The sequence below is a fragment of the Actinoplanes sp. NPDC020271 genome, from assembly GCF_044388125.1.
Classification (GTDB): Bacteria; Actinomycetota; Actinomycetes; order Mycobacteriales; family Micromonosporaceae; genus Actinoplanes.
This window is the reverse complement of sequence record NZ_JBIRWQ010000012.1, coordinates 186,777-200,690: the sequence shown is the minus strand read 5'-3', so window position 1 is coordinate 200,690 and position 13,914 is coordinate 186,777. Positions and strand designations below refer to the sequence as shown.

At 71.8% G+C, this 13,914-nt stretch carries 11 protein-coding genes; 4 read left to right on the top strand and 7 right to left on the bottom strand.

Annotated elements, in window-relative coordinates; genetic code table 11:
• Nucleotides 1-84 precede the first annotated feature (84 nt).
• The 4 genes from ACH442_RS26020 to ACH442_RS26005 form a co-directional block, all read right to left on the bottom strand.
• Nucleotides 85-228: a hypothetical protein gene (locus tag ACH442_RS26020; RefSeq protein WP_396340710.1), complete on the bottom strand. Its 144-nt coding sequence runs from the start codon at nt 226-228 to the stop codon at nt 85-87.
• A 55-nt stretch (nt 229-283) separates the two neighbouring features.
• The gene (locus ACH442_RS26015; protein ID WP_396340709.1) at nt 284-2,497 is read right to left on the bottom strand and encodes an RICIN domain-containing protein; all 2,214 of its coding nucleotides are present in this window, start codon (nt 2,495-2,497) and stop codon (nt 284-286) included.
• 249 nt (nt 2,498-2,746) lie between these two features.
• Nucleotides 2,747-4,132, bottom strand: coding sequence for an ATP-binding protein (locus ACH442_RS26010; protein ID WP_396340708.1), 1,386 nt, complete (start codon nt 4,130-4,132; stop codon nt 2,747-2,749).
• Nucleotides 4,133-4,134: 2 nt separating this feature from the next.
• Nucleotides 4,135-4,824, bottom strand: coding sequence for a response regulator transcription factor (locus ACH442_RS26005; RefSeq protein ID WP_043525920.1), 690 nt, complete (start codon nt 4,822-4,824; stop codon nt 4,135-4,137).
• A 96-nt stretch (nt 4,825-4,920) separates the two neighbouring features.
• On the opposite strand from ACH442_RS26005, the gene ACH442_RS26000 reads away from it, so the two are divergent.
• The gene (locus ACH442_RS26000; protein WP_396340707.1) at nt 4,921-5,835 is read left to right on the top strand and encodes an ADP-ribosylglycohydrolase family protein; all 915 of its coding nucleotides are present in this window, start codon (nt 4,921-4,923) and stop codon (nt 5,833-5,835) included.
• Between the two features lie 53 nt (nt 5,836-5,888).
• Entirely contained in the window at nt 5,889-7,886 is a 1,998-nt protein-coding gene (gene thrS, locus ACH442_RS25995) for a threonine--tRNA ligase (protein ID WP_396340706.1), read from the top strand.
• Between the two features lie 84 nt (nt 7,887-7,970).
• Here thrS and ACH442_RS25990 read toward each other — a convergent pair whose 3' ends face one another.
• Nucleotides 7,971-8,918, bottom strand: coding sequence for an SDR family oxidoreductase (locus tag ACH442_RS25990; protein ID WP_396340705.1), 948 nt, complete (start codon nt 8,916-8,918; stop codon nt 7,971-7,973).
• Between the two features lie 444 nt (nt 8,919-9,362).
• On the opposite strand from ACH442_RS25990, the gene ACH442_RS25985 reads away from it, so the two are divergent.
• Entirely contained in the window at nt 9,363-9,854 is a 492-nt protein-coding gene (locus tag ACH442_RS25985; protein ID WP_396340704.1) for an HIT family protein, read from the top strand.
• Here ACH442_RS25985 and ACH442_RS25980 read toward each other — a convergent pair.
• A complete protein-coding gene (locus tag ACH442_RS25980; RefSeq protein ID WP_396340703.1) occupies nt 9,823-10,404 on the bottom strand; it encodes a TetR/AcrR family transcriptional regulator in 582 nt (193 codons plus the stop codon). The genes ACH442_RS25985 and ACH442_RS25980 overlap by 32 nt on opposite strands.
• A gap of 55 nt (nt 10,405-10,459) precedes the next feature.
• Between ACH442_RS25980 and ACH442_RS25975 the strand changes: the two genes are divergently transcribed.
• Nucleotides 10,460-11,629 carry an FAD-dependent monooxygenase gene (locus tag ACH442_RS25975; RefSeq protein ID WP_396340702.1) on the top strand — a complete coding sequence of 390 codons (1,170 nt, stop codon included), beginning with the start codon at nt 10,460-10,462 and terminating at the stop codon, nt 11,627-11,629.
• Here ACH442_RS25975 and ACH442_RS25970 read toward each other — a convergent pair.
• Nucleotides 11,622-13,781 (bottom strand): elongation factor G-like protein EF-G2, encoded by a 2,160-nt coding sequence (locus ACH442_RS25970; protein ID WP_396340701.1) that lies wholly within the window; start codon nt 13,779-13,781, stop codon nt 11,622-11,624. The genes ACH442_RS25975 and ACH442_RS25970 overlap by 8 nt on opposite strands.
• Nucleotides 13,782-13,914 lie beyond the last annotated feature (133 nt).

Genomic DNA, 13,914 nt, shown 5'->3' with positions numbered 1-13,914 from the left:
TGCAGCGGCGTGCGCCTCTCGCTGGTTCTCGGGGTGCCTCAGCCGGGCGGAAGCACCCGGAGAACCAGCCACTCGCGGCGGGCGTCAGGGGTAGAGAGGGTCCTGCCAGACGGCCAGCATGGCCAGGGTTCCGAGGGTGAGGATGACCGCCCAGCGGATCAGCCTCCGGCGGTTGAAGCGCGCCGGGGGCTCCTCCTCGGTCTGCCGCTCGCTCAGCACGTCGCGCATCGCGGTCTCCTGTCGTTTCCTCCGGTGCTCGCCGGGGTGGGGGTGGGAAGTGAGGTCAGCTGGGCACCGCGGTCCAGCTCTGGTGCCGCTGGTTCAGGTCCGGTTCCAGGGCGAGGACCCGCTGCCAGCCGAAGCGCTGCCCGCCGACGCCGACCGCGAGGTCGCCGATCTCGGTGCGCAGCGTGAAGCCGAACGAGGAGGCCTGCAGCCGCCACCGGGTGCCCGCGGCCGCGCAGTCGCCCTGGATGAGCGGCGCACCGGCGACCGGTGTCCCGCCGAGCGGCATCAGGCACTTGCCGCTGGCGCGGGAGATCAGCGTGTACGTGTTGTCGGTGCCGGGCGCCGGTGCCAGCTGCCACTGCTGCTGGTTGCCGCCGTCGGCGGTGCTCAGCGTCGCCGGGGTGCCGTCGGCGGCGCGGGCCGCGTAGAGGTCGGCGGCGCCACCGGTGAGCGAGTTGGTCAGGACGAACCAGGAGTTCTGCACCGGCCGGGCGGCGGGGGCGGTGCGGGCCGACCCCTTGGCCCGATAGTTGCCGGTCCTGCTGCTGATCTCCACCTGGTACACCGAGTCGGGCTTCAACCCGATCAACCGCGCCCGGGTCGCCTTGGTGGTCGCGACCGGCTTGCCACCGACCGACACCTGATAGGTCGCGTCGTCGGACGCGGCGCTCCAGGTCAGCCGGACCGACATGCTGGTCGCGTCGCGGATCTCCAGGGCGGCCTGGCCGTCCCCGGCGGCCGGTGCGCCGCCGTCCCGGTCGCCGGATCCGCTGGTGCCGGACTCGGCGTGGAACGCGGCCTGCTCGGCGTCGAGCCCGGCGCCCGCGCTCGCACCCGGCAGGGGGGCGGTGGAGGTGCTCGGCGCGAGGCTCGGTGCGGCCGGGACGGTGCCGGCGCCGGTGCTGGGGGACGGCGAGGGTGTGCCGGCTGACGGCGGGGCCGGGACGGGGGCGCCGGAGGCGGCGGCGCTGGGCGGTGCGGTGACCGCACCGGGCACGTCCGGGATGTCGTCGCCGCCGTCGCTGCGCAGCAGGAAGTCGCTGAGCGCCACGTTCCAGTGGCTGTCCAGGTAGCTGCCCGGCTTCGGGTTGGTGTTGAAGTAGTCGTCGTGCCCGCAGTCCAGCCGCACCTCGTGCGCCTTCGGGCAGGTCTGGTTCACCGCCTTGCCGGAGCGGTCCGGGCCGCAGAGCAGGTCGTAGCCGTCGGTGCAGCCACCGGTGCCGGTGCCGTTGGGGGCGCCGTTGAGCACCGAGCCGAGAACGTGGGTCAGCTCGTGCGCGGCCATCGCGGAACTCCAGCAGCCGGAGTCGACCCGCGCGTACGACGGGCCGGCGTTGTTCCGGTTCGTCCGCCCCGGGCGGTTGTCGTCGACGTACGTGCCGATGCCGCAGTACACGTTGGCGTCGGAGAACATCAGATACTTGCGGTCGGCCCGGTTGTACCCGAGGTTGCCGAGCGCCTTGACGGTCGACGCGAACGAGTCGAGCGAGCCGGCCGGCAGTTCCACCTCGGAGACCGCGACGGTGCATTCCGGCGTGGTCACGTACCGCACGTGCCGCGAGCCGCCGGTCTCGCCCGCGCTCGCGTCGTAGATCGCGTCGACGCCGGCGGCCCAGGTGCGGAACGAGTTGACGTACTTGTCGTAGCGGGTGGTGGTGCCCGCCGCGTACAGGTAGAGCAGCTGGACCCGCTTGCCGCTCTGCCCGTCGTCGGCGCAGGCGACACCGGCCGGGCCGAGCACGAAGTCGGCGTTGCCGGGCGCGGGGTCGGCGATCAGGGCCGGCGCGTCCGGTGTGATGGCGCTGCCGCCGAGGTCCCGCGCGATCTCCGCGTCGGAGGGCACGCTCACCGGCTGCATCGTGCGCACGGTGCTGGGCAGTTTGCCGGCGGCGGTGACCGGGGCGACGTCCTTGCGGACGGACAGGCCGGTGGGCGCCCGGTCCGGCCCGTGCGTGCAGGTCTCGTCGAAGAGCAGGTAGGACCCGGCGCAGAGCGCGTTGGTGGCGGCCGGTTTCAGTCCCTCGTAGACCAGGCCCTGGTCCGGCGCGTCCTTGGGGAGTGCGGTCAGCGCGAACTCGGTCGGGTCGTCCTTGGTGGTCGCGCCGATCACGCTGGGTCCGACGACGCCACCGACGCCGAGCAGGGCGAGGCCCAGCGCGACCGGAAGCAGCCGGGTGGTGACGGAGCGTGGCGGCTGGCCCTGCTGCTCGCCGGCGCGGCGCCGCCCGATGGGCGACCCGCGGAACGCTGACCGGCGATGCGCGGACAAAGCGTCTCCTTGTCGGAACTGTCGAGCAGGCCGTGCTGGTGGTGCCGGCGCGCGGTGGGAGGGGGCCATGGGGTGCCCGCCCCCCACCGCGCCGGGGCTCCGCCGGCCGCGGCGATGGGGACTTGCGGTAGGCGTGCCGGGGAGCCGGACGGGATCGGAGCGAACACTGCCAGCCCGGGCGAGCCAGGGGAACACTCTTAAAACAGATCTAAGCAACTTCTGATCCGTACGGGGGAAGGGGCTTGCGCGTCACGTCGGGCGTCTTCCCAGCCGGCCGCGGCCGACCAGGCCGAAACGGCTGGGTGTCTTCGGGGTGGCCTCGGCGTCGGCGATCAGCATGACCACGCTGGCGCCGCCGAGGGTGGCCCGGTCGAGGCTGACCGAGCCGCCGGTGGACTGGGTCATCCGCCGGGCGATGTCCAGGCCGAGGCCGGTCGAACCCTGCTGGCTCTGACCGCGGCGCAGGGCCTTCTCCGGGTCCGGGATGCCCGGGCCGGCGTCGTCGACCCGCAGCGCCACCCAGCCGTCGCGGCGGGAGAGCGCCACCTCGAACGCCGTGCCCTGCGGGGTGTAGCGGAACACGTTGCCGAGCACCGCGTCGAGCGCGGCGGCCAGCTCGGCCCGGGGCACCGGCACCGGGATGCGCAGGTGCGCGCCGATCACCCGGTACTGCCGGTCCTGGTCGCCGGCGAGCGCGGACCAGAACGTCATCCGTTCCCGGACCACCTCGCTGGCGTCGCAGAGGCCTTCCTCCGGCGTCGACGCCACCTGCGCGGCGACCGCCTGGCGGGTGGTGTTGATCAGCGAGTTGACCTCGTCGTCGAGCGAGGCGATGGCCTGCCGGATGCGCCGGATGCCGCGGCGGCGGTCGACCTCCTCCGCGGTCAGGTCGATGATCTGGGTGTCGTCCGGGTCGAGGGCCTCGGCGTCGAGCCGCAGCGCGGTCAGCGGGGTGCGCAGCCGGTGCGACAGGTCGGCGACCAGCTCCCGCTCGTCGGTGCGGGACGTGATCAGCCGGTCCGCCATCCGGTTGAACGCGTAACCGGCCTCGGCCAGCTCGCGCGGGCCGGAGGGGTGGATGCGCACGCCCAGGTCGCCGTCACCGACCGCCAGGGCCGCCTCGACCAGGTTGTTGGCCGAGTTGACGGCGCCGCGGGCGAGCCGGTCGACCACGATCACCGAGCCGCCGACCAGCACCACCGCCAGCCCGAGCAGCAGCCACCAGTCGCGGGCGGTGTTCGCGCCCAGCTCGCCGGCGGGCACGAAGACCTCGACGACCCAGGCCTTGCCGTTCGCGCTGACCGGTTCCAGCCGGGCGACGCCACCGGCGACGTCCACCAGGGTGGGCGCACCGGCCGTCGCGGCCTTGTCGATCTCCGCGGCGGTGACCCGGCCGCCGTCGCTGGGCGCCAGGCCGGGGGTGTGCACGACCGGGTTGCCGGCCGAGGTCACCGCCGCGGCCAGGCCTTTCTCACCGGCCCCGGCGACGAGCGCGCCGGCGACGGTGGCGGTCTGCCGCGCGGCGGTGGCGAGCGCCTCCTCCCGGTGGTCGGAGCGCAGGCCCCAGCCCAGGGGCACGAGGAACACCAGGGCGGCGACGGCGGTGGTGGCGGCGGTCGTGTACGCCAGCCGCAACCTCAGTCCGGCGCCACCAACCGGAATCCGACCCCCCGCACGGTGCGCAGGTAGCGGGGCTTCGCCGCGGACTCGCCCAGTTTCCGGCGCAGCCAGTACAAATGCACGTCGATGGTCTGGTCCTCGCCGACCGAGGGCTGCCGCCATACCTCCTCCAACAGCTCACGACGGGAAACCACCCGGCCCGGGCGGGCGGCGAGGTACGCCAACAGGTCGAACTCCTTGCGCGTCAGCGCCAGTGGCTGATCGCCGAGCGTAGCGCTGCGCTCGCCCACGTCAACCCGCAATTCGCCCACCTCGTGAACGGCGGGCTGGGCGGCCCGGCTGGCGCGGCCCACCCGGCGCAGCACCGTGGCGATGCGCGCGTCGAGGTGGGCGCCGGTGAACGGCTTCACCATGTAGTCGTCGGCGCCGGCCCGCAGCAGCCGCACGACGGTCTGCTCGTCGTCGCGCGCGGTGGCGATGATGATCGGCACGTCGGTGATCCCGCGCAGCATGCGCAGCGCGTCCGAACCGTCCAGATCGGGCAGTCCGAGGTCGAGAACGACGAGGTCGGGGGTCTCCGCGGCGACCCGCCGGAGGGCCTCCAGCGCGGTGCCGACGGCGTGCACGGCGTGCCCCCGGTCGGCGAGCGATCGGAGCATGGCGCCACGCACGACATGGTCGTCCTCGACGAGCAACACCGTGGCCATGCGAAGACCGTACCGACTCCGGCGGGCATAACCTAAAGGGTCATGGAGTGAGATGCTTTGATGACCCTCAGTGATGGAATACGATCCGAAGTACCGATGTCATTCACCCTTTTCCCCGGTACGCGACTCGCGCTGGCCCTGGACAGCCTGGCCGGCCTGAGTGTCGGCGACGCGCTCGGCGCCCAGTACTTCGTGCCCGGTAACAAGCCCTCCGACCTGCTCGACGCCCGTGTCCCCGACCCGCCCTGGGAGTGGACCGACGACACCGAGCAGGCCTGCTGCCTGGTCGCCGGCCTCGACGACGGTGAGTTCGACCGCGACGCCTTCGCCCAGCGCCTGGGCAGCGTCTTCGAACCCTATCGGGGGTACGGGCCGGGAGCCGTCGTGATGCTCCGGCAGATCCGTGACGGGTTGCCGTGGCCCGTCGCGGCGGCCGCGGCGTTCAACGGTCAGGGCTCGTGCGGCAACGGCGCGGCGATGCGGGCGGCACCGCTCGGCGCGTGGCACGCCGACTCCCTGCCGCACGCGGCGGCCCAGGGCGTACGGGCCGCCGAGGTGACCCACGCGCACCCGGAGGGCATCGCCGGTGGGGTGGCGGTGTCGGTGGCCGCGGCGTTCGCGGCGGCCGCGCGGCTCAACGGTCACCGGCCCGACCCGGGTCAGCTGGTGCGGGCCGCGGCGGCGCACACCGCGCCGAGCGTGGTCCGTGACGGTCTCCTGGAGGCGGCCGGGATCAAGGGCGTCGAGGAGGCCGCGGCCCGGCTGGGCAACGGCGGCCGGGCCACCGCGCAGGACACCGTGCCGTTCGCGCTCTGGGTGGCGGACCGCTACCTCGACGACTACGTGGCCGCGGTGGCGGCGTGCGTGGTGGCCGGCGGCGACGTCGACACCACGGCGGCGATCGCCGGGGGCGTCGTGGCGGCGTACACCGGAATCGAAGGAATCCCCCGCGAGTGGCTGGCGAACCGGGAAGCGCTCCCGGCGTGGCTGCCCGCCGCGAGCGGAGAGTGATCCTGAGGCGGATAGCATCAGGACACCAAGTCACTTTCTGAATGGAGATCACCGTGTCTGCACCCCGTACACCCGCTGTGGCCGACCCACTAGTCGTCCCGGCCGGGACTACGGCGGCCGACGCGGTGGCCGCCGCCGGGCTCCCGGCCAACGGGCCGAAGGCGATCGTCGTGGTCCGTGCGGCCGACGGCCGGCTGCGCGACCTGAACTGGGCGCCGGCCGCCGACACCGAGGTCACCCCGGTCGCGATCGACGAGCCGGACGGGCTGGACGTGCTGCGCCACTCGACCGCGCACGTGCTCGCCCAGGCCGTGCAGGACGTGTTCCCGGAGGCGAAACTGGGCATCGGCCCGCCGATCCGGGACGGGTTCTACTACGACTTCGACGTCGAGAAGCCGTTCCAGCCGGAGGACCTCGGCAAGCTCGAGAAGCGCATGCAGGAGATCGTCAAGGCCGGCCAGACCTTCCGCCGCCGGGAGTACTCCTCGCTCGACGAGGCGAAGGCCGAGCTGAAGAACGAGCCGTTCAAGCTGGAACTGGTCGACATCAAGGGCGACGTGGACGCCGAGGCCGCCGCGGTCGGCGCCGGTGAGCTCACCCACTACGACAACCTCGACAAGGACGGCGAGCGGGTCTGGGGCGACCTGTGCCGCGGCCCGCACCTGCCGTCGACCCGGCTCATCCCGGCGTTCAAGCTGATGCGCTCGGCCGCCGCCTACTGGCGCGGGTCGGAGAAGAACCCCCAGCTGCAGAGGATCTACGGTACGGCGTGGCCGTCACGGGACGAGCTGAAGGCGTACCTCAATCGTCTGGCCGAAGCCGAGCGCCGGGACCACCGCAAGTTGGGCACGGAGCTGGACCTGTTCTCCTTCCCCGATGAAATCGGGTCGGGTCTGGTGGTCTTCCACCCGAAGGGTGGCGTGATCAAGCGCGAGATGGAGGACTACGTCCGCGCCCGCCACATCGAGGAGGGTTTCCAGTACGTCGGCAGTCCGCACATCTCCAAGGAGAACCTGTTCCTGACGTCGGGCCACCTGCCCTACTACAAGGACACGATGTTCCCCCCGATGCAGCTGGAGGGGGCGGACTACTACCTCAAGGCGATGAACTGCCCGATGCACAACCTGATCTTCAGGTCGCGCGGGCGGTCCTACCGTGAGCTGCCGATGCGGCTGTTCGAGTTCGGCACGGTCTACCGCTACGAGAAGTCCGGCGTGGTGCACGGCCTGACCCGGGTGCGCGGCCTGACCCAGGACGACTCGCACTCCTACGTCACCGCCGAGCAGGCCCCGGGCGAGATCAAGCACCTGCTGAACTTCGTCCGGTCGCTGCTCGACGACTTCGGTCTGGACGACTACTACCTGGAGCTGTCGACCCGGGACCCGAAGAGCGACAAGTTCATCGGCACCGACGAGCAGTGGGAGACCGCCACCGGAGTCCTGGAGCAGGTGGCCAAGGAGTCCGGCCTGGAACTGGTGCTCGACCCGGGTGGCGCGGCCTTCTACGGCCCGAAGATCAGTGTGCAGGCCACGGACGCGATCGGCCGGACCTGGCAGATGTCGACGATTCAGTACGACTTCAACATGCCGGCCCGGTTCGGTCTGGAGTATCAGGCGGCCGACGGCACCCGGCAGGAGCCGGTGATGATCCACTCGGCCAAGTTCGGGTCGATCGAGCGCTTCTTCGGCGTGCTGGTGGAGCACTACGCGGGCGCGTTCCCGGCCTGGCTGGCGCCGGTGCAGGTGGTCGGCATCCCGATCCGCGACGACCACGCCGAGTACCTGGAGGAGTTCGTCACCAAGCTGCGCAAGCAGGGCATCCGCGCCGAGGTGGACCATTCCACCGACCGGATGCAGAAGAAGATCCGGACCGCGCAGCAGCAGAAGATCCCGTTCATGGCGATCGCCGGCGACGACGACGTCAACGGCGGGACCGTGTCGTTCCGCTACCGGGACGGCTCGCAGCGCAACGGCGTCACCGTCGACGAGGCCGTCGCGCACGTCGTCGAGGTGGTCCGCTCCCGGGTCAACACCGGGCCGTCGGCGGTCTGATCCCCGACTCCGGCTCCCGCCGGCCGCCTGACGGCGGACGTCCCGCGCACAGTGCGGCGGCGGGAGCGGAGTGAGGGCACCCGATCAGTGCGTGGCGAGGAACGTGACGCCGGTCAGGTTCTCGGAGATCTGCCAGATGCGCCGGGCGTCCTCGGGGCTGCGCAGGCGGGTGTAGACCGGCTGCTCGGCCGGTGGCCCGCTCAGGTGCCCCAGCCCGCTCGGCCCGTAGAACCGGCCACCCCGCGCGTCGGGTGAGGTCGCGGCCAGCAACGCCGGCTGCCCCGCCGACTCGGGCGTGCCGGTCAGGATGCCGCGGCGGGAGAGCGCCCGGATGACCCGTACGGCCGTGGTGTCCTTGGTCCTTCCCAGGTGCGGCTGGGCGGCCAGCAGGTTCGTCGGCGCGATGCCGGGGTGCGAGACGGTGCTGGTGATGCCCCAGCCCCCGGCCTGGCTGCGGCGGTCCAGTTCCAGCCCGAACAGGCCGAACGCGATCTTGGACTGGCTGTACGCGCGGCCCCCGGCGTAGGACTTCTCCCAGTTCAGGTCGTCCCAGTTGATCGCGCCCGAGTTGGCCGCCACGCTGAGCTGCGAGGTGACCCGGGCGTGCCCGGCCCGCAGTAGCGGCAGCAGGTGCGCGACCAGCGCGAAATGCCCGAGGTGGTTGCTGCCGAACTGCAGCTCGAACCCGTCGGCGGTGGTCATGCGATCGGGCGGGGTCATCACGCCGGCGTTGTTGATCAGGATGTGGACGGGCCGTTCCTCGTCGCGCAGCGTGCGGCCCAGCGCGGCGACCGACTCCAGCGACGACAGGTCGAGATCGCGCAGGGAGACGGCTGCCGCCGGGTGCTCCTGCCTGATCCGGGCGATCGCCTTCTCGCCTTTGCCGCGGTTCCGGACGGGCATGACGACCTCGGCGCCCGCCCCGGCCAGACGGGACGCGATCCCCAGCCCCATCCCGTCGCTGGCCCCGGTGACCACGGCGATCTTCCCGGTGAGGTCGGGAACGGTGAACCCGGATGTGGTGCGTGCCATTTTCTCGCCTTTCCCGCAGGAGCTGATTGCCGTTTCAGGCTGCACCGGATCCGCGGGCGTAACCACGGTCTGCCGATCCCGGGTTGAGCGGTCCGTCAAGGGGGGATCGACAGGCCCAGGACGCGCCCGGCGATCGGTGGTAGAACCGAACGATGATCGATCGAGCCGGGCCGGCCGAGTTCCTGCGCCGCCGCCGGGAGTCACCGCCACCCGAGGACGTCGGGCTCCCGCGCGGTCAGCGCCGCCGCACCTCCGGGCTGCGCCGCCGTTCCGGGCAGCGAGAGCCACGAGAAATTACAACTGCTCTCGGTCGTCGGCAGGCAGAACCTCCCGGCCGCGAGCGGGTGACCTGACCGCGGCGTCGCGAGGGACGCCGCCGGGCGCGGCGGAACCGGCCGCACCACGGTGACGATGCCGCGACGACGACCGCCTAGGATGCGGAGGATGGACGGGTTGGAGCGGCTCTGGACTCCGCACCGGATGCCGTACGTCACCGGGGATCGCGCTCCGGCCGGCTGCCCGTTGTGCCTGGCTCCTGATCTGCCCGAGCCGGAGAGCCTGGTGGTGGCCCGGGGCGAGCTGGTCTTCGCGGTGCTGAACCTGTATCCGTACAACCCCGGGCACGTGATGATCTGCCCGTACCGGCACGTCGCCGACTACACCGACCTGACCGAGCAGGAGACGGTCGAGACGGCCGCCCTGACCCGGACGGCGATGCGGGTGATCCGCTCGGTGAGCCGGCCGCACGGCTTCAACCTCGGGATGAACCAGGGCGCGGTGGCCGGCGCCGGGATCGCCGAGCACCTGCACCAGCACGTGGTGCCGCGGTGGAGCGGCGACAGCAACTTCATGCCGGTGATCGGTCAGACCAAGATCCTGCCGCAGCTGCTCTCCGAGACCAAACTCATGCTGTCGAAGGCCTGGTCAGCCCACTGAGCGCACGGATCCCGGCCACGATGTCCTCGGCCGAGGGCGCGTGCGCCGGGTCGGTGAGCCACTGGGTGAGCACGCCCGACATCAGGGCCATCTGCACCGAGCCGAGCGAGCGCGCGGTCGCGTCGTCGACCTGATCCTCGGGGACACCGCTGAGCATCGCGGCCATCCCGGAGCGGCCGGCCCGGACGCCCGCGGCGAGCTGCTCGCGCAGCGCGGGGTTGTACTCGGCCTGCAACGCCACCTCGACGCTGGCCAGCCAGAGCGGCCGGTCGGTCTGGATCGACCGGATCACCCGCCGCCAGAAGTCGAGCATCGGGTCGGCGTCACCGTCGCCCGGCTCGCTCAGCGCGCGGCCCAGGGCGTCGCCCCACTCCTCCATGGCGCTGAGCATCGCGGCGGTCATCAGCGCGTCGGTCGACCCGTAGTGATAGCCGATCGAGGCCAGATTGGTACCGGAGAGCGCCACGATGTCACGGGCCGTGGTCCGGGCGTAACCCTTCTCCAGCAGCGCTTTCTTGGCGCCCTTCAACAGCTCCTCGCGATGCCCCATAGTCGTGGATCCTAACTTCTATACAAACGTATAAGACGTTTGTATAGTAACTGGCATGACGAACTTGCGGGTGTTGATCTCAGGTGCGGGTATCGGTGGTCCGGCGCTGGCGTTCTGGCTGGCGCAGCGGGGCTTCGAGGTGACCGTCGTGGAGCGCGCGGGCGAGCTGCGCGAGGCCGGCTACAAGGTGGACGTGCGCGGCGCCGCGACCGAGGTGCTGCGCCGGATGGGCCTGCTCGCCGCGGCCCAGGGCGCCGACACCGGGATGCAGCTGATCACCTACGTGAACAAGGGCGGCAAGCCGATCGCCCAGCTCCCGGCCGACCTGCTGATGGGCCGCCGCGGCGACGACCTGGAGATCATGCGTGGTGACCTCAGCCGCATCCTGCACGACGCCACCCGCGAGCAGGTGGAGTATGTGTTCGGCGACTCCGTCGCGACGCTGACCGACGACGGTGAGGGCGTCGACGTGACGTTCGAGAAGGGTGCGCCCCGCCGCTTCGACTACGTGGTCGGCGCCGACGGCCTGCACTCGCTGACCCGGCGCACGGTGCTGGGCGACACCCCGCTGAGCTACCTGGGTGCGTATATCTCGATCTTCTCGGTCCCCAACGACCTCGGCGTCGTCCGTGAGGAGGTCATGTACTCACGGCCGGGCCGGCTGGTCTTCGCCTACGCGATGGAGCCCGGCCGGCCGGCCAAGGTGGGCATGGTCTTCGCGTCACCGGAGCTGACCTACGACCGGCGTGACCCGGCCGCGCAGAAACAGCTGGTCCGTGCCGCGTTCGAGGGCCAGGGCTGGAGGTCCGACGAATTCCTGGCCGCGATGGACGCCGCCGATGACTTCTACTTCGACTCGATGAGCCAGGTCGAGCTGCCGTCCTGGTCGTCGGGTCGGGTGGTGCTGCTCGGCGACGCCGCGCACTGCCCGTCACCGGCGTCCGGGCAGGGCACGAGTCTCGCGCTGGTCGGGGCGTTTGTGCTGGCCCAGCACCTCGGTGAGCCGGGCGGTCTCGCCGCCTACGAGAGCGCGATGCGGACGTACGTCGAGAAGAACCTGGCCTTCGGCCGGAAGATGGTCAAGGACATGGTGCCCGGTGGCCGCCTCAACATCGCCTTCCGGAACTACGGGATGCGGACCCTCAAGTTCCACCCGCAGAAGGAGAAGGTGATCGACAAGGTGCTCGCGCCGATGCACGAGGCGGCCAACGCGATCACTATCTGACCGCGTGCTCCTTCCGGACCTGGTCGGCCAGGTGCGCCGGCATCGGCTCGTGGCGGACGTACGAACGGGAGAACGTGCCCGATCCCGAGGAGAGGGCACGCAGCTCCACGGCGTAACGGACCAGCTCGATCGCCGGCACCTCGGCCCGGACCAGGCTGTGCCCGCCGTCGTCCTCGGTGTCGGTGCCCAGCGGCCGGCCCCGGCGCCCGGAGAGGTCGCTCATCACCGCGCCGACGTAGGTGTCGGGCACCCGGACCACGATCTCGTCCACCGGCTCCAGCAGCGTCATCTGCCCCGCGCCGGCGGCCTCGCGCAGCGCCAGCGCCCCCGCGGTCTGGAACGCCGCGTCCGAGGAGTCGACGCTGTGCGCCTTGCCGTCGGTGAGCGTGACCTTCAGGTCGACGACCGGGTAACCGGCGACGATGCCCTTCTCCAGCTGCGCGCGGACCCCCTTCTCGACCGACGGGATGTAGTTGTGCGGCACCGCGCCGCCGACCACCTTGTCGACGAACTGGAAACCGCTGCCGCGGGGGAGGGGCTCGATCTCGAGGTCGCAGACCGCGTACTGCCCGTGGCCGCCGGACTGCTTGACGTGCCGCCCGTGCCCCTTGGCGGCGGCACCGAACGTCTCCCGCAGCGACACCTTCACCGGCTCGGTGTCCAGCTCGACGCCCCCGGAGCGGAGCCGGTCGAGGACCACGTCGGCGTGCGACTCGCCCATCGTCCAGAGCACCAGCTGGTGGGTGTCGGCGTTGCGCTCCAGACGCAGCGTCGGGTCACCGGCGACCAGCCGGCCCAGGTTCTTGGCCAGCGCGTCCTCGTCCGAGCGGGTCTTCGCGACCACCGCGATCGGCAGCAGCGGCTCCGGCATCGACCAGGGCGCCATCAGCATCGGGTCGTCCTTGCCGGAGAGCGTGTCACCGGTCTCCGCGCTGCCCGACTTGGTGATCGCGCAGATGTCGCCGGCCACGCACTGCCCCACCTCGCGCAGCGTCGAGCCGAGCGGGGTGTAGACGTGCGCCACCCGCTCGTCGGCGTCGTGGTCGGGGTGACCGCGCCCGGCCATCCCGTGCCCGGAGACGTGCAGCGTCTGATCCGGCCGGAGCGTGCCGGAGAACACCCGCACGAGTGACACCCGGCCGACGTGCCGGTCGATCGTGGTGCGGACCACCTCGGCGACCAGCGGGCCGTCCGGGTCGCAGGTCAGCGGCGGCCGCGGTGAGCCGTCCACCCCGGTGACGACCGGCAGCTCGTGCTCCAGCGGCGACGGCGCGGCGTCGGTCAGACCGTCGAGCAGCGCGTCCAGCCCGACGCCGGTGCCCGCGCAGACCGGGATCACCGGGTAGAAGTTGCCCCGCGTGACGGCCTTGTGCAGGTCCGGGATCAGCGCGGCGGTGGAGATCAGCTCACCGGCGATGTACCGGTCCATCAGGGTCTCGTCCTCGCTCTCGGCGATGATCCCCTCGATGAGCTGGTTCCGGTCGTCGGCGATCGGGTTCAGGTGCTGGGGCTCGGCCGCGCCCTCCCGCGGCGGGTACCCGTTCGAGTAGTCCAGCACCCGCAGCGACACCAGCCCGATCAGGCCGACGATCGACTGGCCGTCGTCGCCGAGCATCGGCTGGTAGGTGGGCATCACGTTCTCGCCGAACGCGTCCTGGCAGTCCTGCAGCGCCTGCTCGTAGTCGGCGCGCGGATGGTCCAGCCGGGTGATCGCCACCGCGCGCGGCATGCCGACCGCGGCGCACTCCTCCCACAGCCCGACCGTCGCCTCGTCGACGCCGTCCACCGCGGAGATCACGAACAGCGCCGCGTCCGCCGCGCGCAGCCCGGCCCGCAGCTCACCGACGAAGTCGGCGTACCCGGGCGTGTCCAGCAGGTTGACCTTCACGTCGCGGTGGGTCAGCGGGGCACAGGACAGCGCGACCGAGCGCTGCTGCCGTACCGCCGCGGGGTCGTTGTCGGTGACCGTGGTGCCGTCCGTCACGGTGCCGGCCCGCGGGATCGTGCCGGTGGCCGCGAGCAGCGCCTCCACCAGCGTGGTCTTCCCGGCGCCGGAGTGGCCCACCAGCACCACGTTGCGTACTCTGCCGGGCTCGGTCACCACCGGCGCTGTCGCACCGGCAAGCCCCTTCTCCGAAGTCTTCTGCGCCATGCCGAGCGCTCCTGTCGTTTCAGCTGTATTTCGCCGCTGTTCTACAAATCCCACACCCGGGGCTGTCCCGGTCGCAAGGACCGGAAGCCACCAGAGGATGCCGGATGGTGACGATCCGGCCAACGAGGGGGCG

Excerpts from the sequence above, each read along its gene's own strand:
- ACH442_RS26020 (WP_396340710.1), bottom strand. The coding sequence starts at position 228 with ATGCGCGACGTGCTGAGCGAGCGGCAGACCGAGGAGGAGCCCCCGGCG.
- ACH442_RS26005 (WP_043525920.1), bottom strand. The coding sequence starts at position 4,824 with ATGGCCACGGTGTTGCTCGTCGAGGACGACCATGTCGTGCGTGGCGCC.
- ACH442_RS26000 (WP_396340707.1), top strand. The coding sequence starts at position 4,921 with ATGTCATTCACCCTTTTCCCCGGTACGCGACTCGCGCTGGCCCTGGAC.
- ACH442_RS25990 (WP_396340705.1), bottom strand. The coding sequence starts at position 8,918 with ATGGCACGCACCACATCCGGGTTCACCGTTCCCGACCTCACCGGGAAG.
- ACH442_RS25985 (WP_396340704.1), top strand. The coding sequence starts at position 9,363 with ATGGACGGGTTGGAGCGGCTCTGGACTCCGCACCGGATGCCGTACGTC.
- ACH442_RS25980 (WP_396340703.1), bottom strand. The coding sequence starts at position 10,404 with ATGGGGCATCGCGAGGAGCTGTTGAAGGGCGCCAAGAAAGCGCTGCTG.
- ACH442_RS25975 (WP_396340702.1), top strand. The coding sequence starts at position 10,460 with ATGACGAACTTGCGGGTGTTGATCTCAGGTGCGGGTATCGGTGGTCCG.
- ACH442_RS25970 (WP_396340701.1), bottom strand. The coding sequence starts at position 13,781 with ATGGCGCAGAAGACTTCGGAGAAGGGGCTTGCCGGTGCGACAGCGCCG.